4 protein-coding genes are annotated in these 4,986 nt (G+C 68.9%); 3 read left to right on the top strand and 1 reads right to left on the bottom strand.

What is annotated here, in order from left to right; all coding sequences use genetic code 11:
• The coding region (locus V7Q39_RS19180; protein ID WP_333818215.1) for a cytochrome D1 domain-containing protein at positions 1-809 on the bottom strand (809 nt) is incomplete at its 3' end.
• Between the two features lie 130 nt (positions 810-939).
• Here V7Q39_RS19180 and V7Q39_RS19185 point away from each other — a divergent pair.
• The 3 genes from V7Q39_RS19185 to V7Q39_RS19195 form a co-directional block, all read left to right on the top strand.
• Positions 940-2,961, top strand: coding sequence for a 4Fe-4S binding protein (locus V7Q39_RS19185; RefSeq protein WP_333818216.1), 2,022 nt, complete (start codon positions 940-942; stop codon positions 2,959-2,961).
• Positions 2,958-4,163 carry an NnrS family protein gene (locus tag V7Q39_RS19190; RefSeq protein ID WP_333818217.1) on the top strand — a complete coding sequence of 402 codons (1,206 nt, stop codon included), beginning with the start codon at positions 2,958-2,960 and terminating at the stop codon, positions 4,161-4,163. The genes V7Q39_RS19185 and V7Q39_RS19190 overlap by 4 nt, the downstream gene beginning before the upstream one ends.
• On the top strand, positions 4,160-4,986 hold an 827-nt coding region (locus tag V7Q39_RS19195; protein WP_333818218.1), incomplete at its 3' end, for an FAD:protein FMN transferase. The genes V7Q39_RS19190 and V7Q39_RS19195, both read left to right, overlap by 4 nt.

A 4,986-nucleotide genomic window follows, 5' to 3' on the forward strand; every position in this document is an offset into this window, starting at 1 on the left:
CCCTCGAACTTCGAGGTCTCGACCGAGCGCGCCTCGATGCCGATCTTGATCGAGGCGACCGTGGCGGGAGTTTCCATCCACAGGTCGATCATGTTCACCAGCCCGTCGCGGCCGATGACGAACAGGTAGCGCCCAGAGGCCGAGATGCGGCTGATATGCACCGCATAGCCGGTGTCGATCACCGCCTTGATATCATAGGTGCCGCCGTCGATCAGCGCCACCTGACCCGCATCGCGGAGCGTGACCGACATCAGGTTGTCGATGTCGATGTCGTTCATCTTCTGCTTGGGCCGATCCTCGGGCTTCACCAGGACCTTCCAGGACGCCATCATCTCGGGCATGCCCCATTCCGGCGGCTGCGGCGGCTCCAGAAGCAGATAGCGGGCCATCATGCCCACCTCTTCCTCGGTCAGCGCCCCCGAGGTCCCCCAGTTCGGCATCCCGGCGGGCGAGCCGTAGGTGATGAAGCTGGCCAGATAGTCATAGCCGTTCTCGCGGGTGATATCGGTGGTCAGCGGCTTCCCGGTCGCCCCCTTGCGCAACACGCCATGGCAACCCGCGCAGCGCTCGAAATAGATCGTGGCCGCCTTCTGGAACTCTTCCGGCGTCATCACCGGATCGTCGGGCTTGAAGCCGGGGATCTCCACCTTGATCTGGCCCAGCGTGTTCATGCTGGGCTCGTAGGCGGCGGCGGGGCCGTCAGCGTGATCCTTGGGTTTGTCTTCCGCAATCGCGGGCAGGGCCAGCCCCAGGAAAAGGGCGGCCGTGCCCAGCAATATCGCCCTGGCGGGTCTTGCTCGGGTCGTCATGGGAATCTCTCCGTTCAGCTGGTGAGGCTGGGCGGACCCTCTGCCAATGACGAACCCGTTACCTTGACTTTCGTTAAGGCAGAAAAGGGCCCTTCGCCGCAGGGTCTGCCCAGACTTTCGGACCCTTCCCATGCGCGTGTTTCTGGCGGCCTTGCTGGCGTTTCTCATGTCCCTGTCCGTGGCGCGGGCCGAAGGGCTGATCGCCGACGACGCGATGGACCTGACCGCTCCGACTGCCGGACAGGCGGCGGCACTCCTGGGTCTCGACGGCCCGGTGCAGGTGACGCGGGTCGATCAGGGCGTGCCGGGCTGGACCGTCTCGCAAGGCGGCAAGCCGGTGGGCGAGATCGGCTCCACCTGGGAGATCGCCGGATCGGTCGGCTATTCCGGTCGCCCGCTGGACGTGCTGGTCGCGGTCACGCCCCAGGCGCGGATCGCCGGGGCGGTCCTGGTGCGGCACAACGAACCCGTCCTGACGCTGGGCATCTCCGACGCCGAGATCGCCGCTTATGTCGCCGGGTTCGCGGGCTTCGACCTTGCCGCCGCAGCGCCCGATACCAGCGCCCTGCCGCCGGTGATCAGCCGCGCCACCGTGTCGACCGGCGTGATCCGCGACGGCATCCTGCGCACCGCCCGCACGCTGGCCATCGGGCGCGGGCTGATCGCGGCAGGCGGCGGCGTGGACCGGCTGTCCTATGCCCCCGCGACCTGGGAGGGATTGCTGGCGATGGGCGCGCTGGCCGAACGCCAGGTCTCGATGACCGAGGCGGCGGCGGCACTGCAGGGCGCCAAGGTCCCGGTGCAGCCGGGCGAGGGCGACTTCCTGCATCTCTGGGCGGGGGTCATCGACACGCCCACGGTGGGGCAGAACCTCCTCGGCCAGCAGGATTTCACCCGGGCCGTGGGCAACCTCGGCGCGGGCGGCTCGGCGCTGATCGTGATGAGCCAGGGGGTGCAATCACACCGGGGGACCGGGTGGAAGAAGACCGGCACCTTCGACCGGGTGACCATCATCCAGGGCGAAACCCGCTGGCAGCCGACCGAGGAAAGCTACCAGATGATCAAGACGCTGGCCCTGCCAGACGCGCCGAAGATGAAGGAGATCAGCCTCTTCGCCCTTCCGTCCGGGATCGACCCGACCAAGCCCCTGACGGTCGAGATCCGCGCCACCCGCCCCACCGAAACCGGCGAGGTCGCCATGACCATCGCGCTGCCCTACGCCCTTCCGCAAGCCTTCCGCCTGGCCCCGCCCCCCGAGCCCGAGCCACTCTGGAAACAGGCCTGGCAGGCCAAGCAGCCGCAGGTCGCCATCGTCGCCCTGATGCTCACCGTTCTCACCCTGATCCTCTTCGCCCAGGAATGGATCACCCGCCGCCCCCGGCTCTGGCGCATCGGGCGGCTCTCCTTCCTCGCTTCCATCTTCCTCATCCTCGGCATGGGGCTGAACGGCCAGCTTTCCGTGGTGCAGGTGGTGGCCTTCGTCCATTCCCTCCTCACCGGCTTCCGGTGGGAGACCTTCCTGATCGAGCCCGTGATCTTCATCCTCTGGGGCTTCACCGCTTTGGGCATGCTGTTCTGGGGCCGCGGGGTCTATTGCGGCTGGCTCTGCCCCTTCGGTGCCCTTCAGGAGCTGACCAACGTCGCCGCCCAGCGCCTTGGCCTCAGGCAGATCGCCATCCCGCAAGCCCTGCACGAACGGCTCTGGGTGATCAAATACACCCTCTTCATGGCCATCCTCGCCCTCTCCTTCTACTCCATGCGCGACGCCCTGATCCTCGCCGAGGCCGAGCCCTTCAAGACAGCCATCAGCCTCCGCTTCCTCCGCGCCTGGCCTTTCCTCCTCTTCGTCGCCGCCCTCCTCACCGCCTCGCTCTTCATCGAGCGCTTCTACTGCCGCTACCTCTGCCCTCTCGGCGCGGGCCTCGCCATTCCCGCCAAGCTCAAGATCTTCGACTGGCTCAAGCGCCGCCCGCAATGCGGCCGCGAATGCCGGTTGTGCGAGACGAAATGCACCGTGGGCGCCATCGATGCCATCGGGCGGATCAACGCCAACGAATGTGTCCTCTGCCTGCGCTGTCAGGTCATCATGAACGACGGGACGCAATGCCCCGTCCTGAAACGCCGCGCCCGCGCGGAAGGAGCCACCCCATGACCGCCCTCAAACGCCTCTTCGGCGACGGCTTCCGCGTGTTCTTCCTGGCCGCAGGCCTCTTCGCCCTCCTCTCGATGGGCATCTGGGAAGGCTATCTCATCACCCAATCCCTCGGCGGTATCCTGAACCTGCCCACCGCCGCGCCCCCGCATCTCTGGCACGCGCATGAGATGATCTTCGGCTATGGCGCCGCCGCGCTCGGCGGTTTCTTCCTCACCGCCGTCCCGAACTGGACCGGCGCGAAATCCGCGCCCCATCTCTTCATCGCCGCCGTCGCGGGCCTCTGGCTGGCGGGCAGGCTTGCCGTCTGGTTCTCGGGCCACCTGCCGCCGGGGCTGGTGGCAGTGCTGGATCTCGCCTTCGTGCCCGTGCTGGCCGCAAACCTCCTGACCCAGCTTCTGAAGCGCCCGAAGCCGCAGCAGATGATCCTGCTCGCGATCCTCTCGGTCTACTGGATCGCCAACCTGATGGTGCATCTGGAATGGATGGGCCTGACTTCCGACACCGCCTGGGCGGGCCTCCGCGCCGGGCTCCTGACCTTGGGCACGATGATCATGGTGCTGGGCGGCCGCGTCACCCCCGGCTTCACCAGGAACGCCATGGTCCAGTCGGGGCGCGAGTACGGCCTGCCGGTGAACCCGATGCCCCTCGCCGGCCTCGCCATCGCCGCCGCGCTGACCCAGCCCCTCGGCTATCTCCTCGGCGCGCCGGAAAGCTGGCTCGCCCCCTTCGCCCTGATCGCCGGGACCGCAGGCCTGATCCGCGTTGCCCTCTGGCGCGGGCTCTGGACCAGGGACAAGCCGATCCTCTGGACCCTGCACCTCTCCTACGCGATGAACGCGCTCGGCTTCCTGACCCTCGGCCTTGCCGACCTTGGCCTCGCCACCGAGATCGCCGCCCTGCACCTTCTTGGCATCGGCGGGGTCGGCGGCATGACGCTGGCCATCATGTCCCGCGCCACGCTCGGCCATACCGGGCGGGCGCTGGTCGCCCCCCGGCCGGTCGCGCTGGCCTATGCGCTGATCCCCCTTGCCGCGCTGACCCGCTGCCTCGGCGCCGAGATCCCCGCGCTTGCCACCCCCGCCGTCCTTGTCGCCGGGGCGCTCTGGCTCGCGGCCTTCGCGCTCTTCACCGCCGCGCTCTGGCCGGTCTTCTGGGGTCCCCGCGCCAGCCGCAGCCCGGCCAGGGCCGCCCCGTCATGAACCGCCCCCTCATGAACCGCCGCCGTTTCCTGATCGTGACCGCCGCCGCGCTGGCGCCGCTGCCCGGCCATGCCGCCACCCTGACCAGTTGGGAGGGCACCGGCCTTGGCACCGCGCTCAGCCTCCACCTCGTCGGCGCCGACCCCCACCACGCGCGCCAGACCTTCGCCCGCGTCGAGGCCGAGATCGCAAGGATCGAGACCCTCGCCTCGCTGCACCGCGACTCGGCCCTGACCCGGCTGAACCGCGACGGCCACCTCGCCTGGCCCGCGCCCGACCTCATCGAAATCCTCACCCTCGCCGGTCAGGTCCACACGGCCACCGGAGGCACCTTCGACCCGACCGTGCAACCCCTGTGGCTCGCCCTGGCCCAAGACACCGACATTACCCAGGCCCGCAGCCTGATCGGCTGGAATCGCGTCCACCTGTCCCGCGAGGAGATCAAACTCGACCCCGGCCAGGCCCTCACCCTGAACGGCATCGCCCAAGGCTGGGCCGCCGACCGGATCGCCGCGCTCCTCCGTGCCCAGGGCTTCACCGAGGCGCTGGTCGACATGGGCGAGATCGCCGCTTTGGGGGAAAACGGCTGGCCCGCCGTGATCGCCGATCCTAAGGGCAACCCACTGGCCGAGACCCGCCTCACCAACCGCGCGCTGGCCACCTCGTCCCCGCGTGGAACGCTGGTGAACGGCCAGCCGCATATTCTCGGCCCGCAAGGCCAGCCGCCCCTCTGGCAGACCGTCAGCGTCAGCGCGCCCTCGGCGGCCCTGGCCGATGCGCTCTCCACCGCCTTCTGCCTGATGGACCGCGCCAGCATCGACGC

The sequence above is a fragment of the Tabrizicola sp. genome, from assembly GCF_036781545.1.
Classification (GTDB): Bacteria; Pseudomonadota; Alphaproteobacteria; order Rhodobacterales; family Rhodobacteraceae; genus Tabrizicola.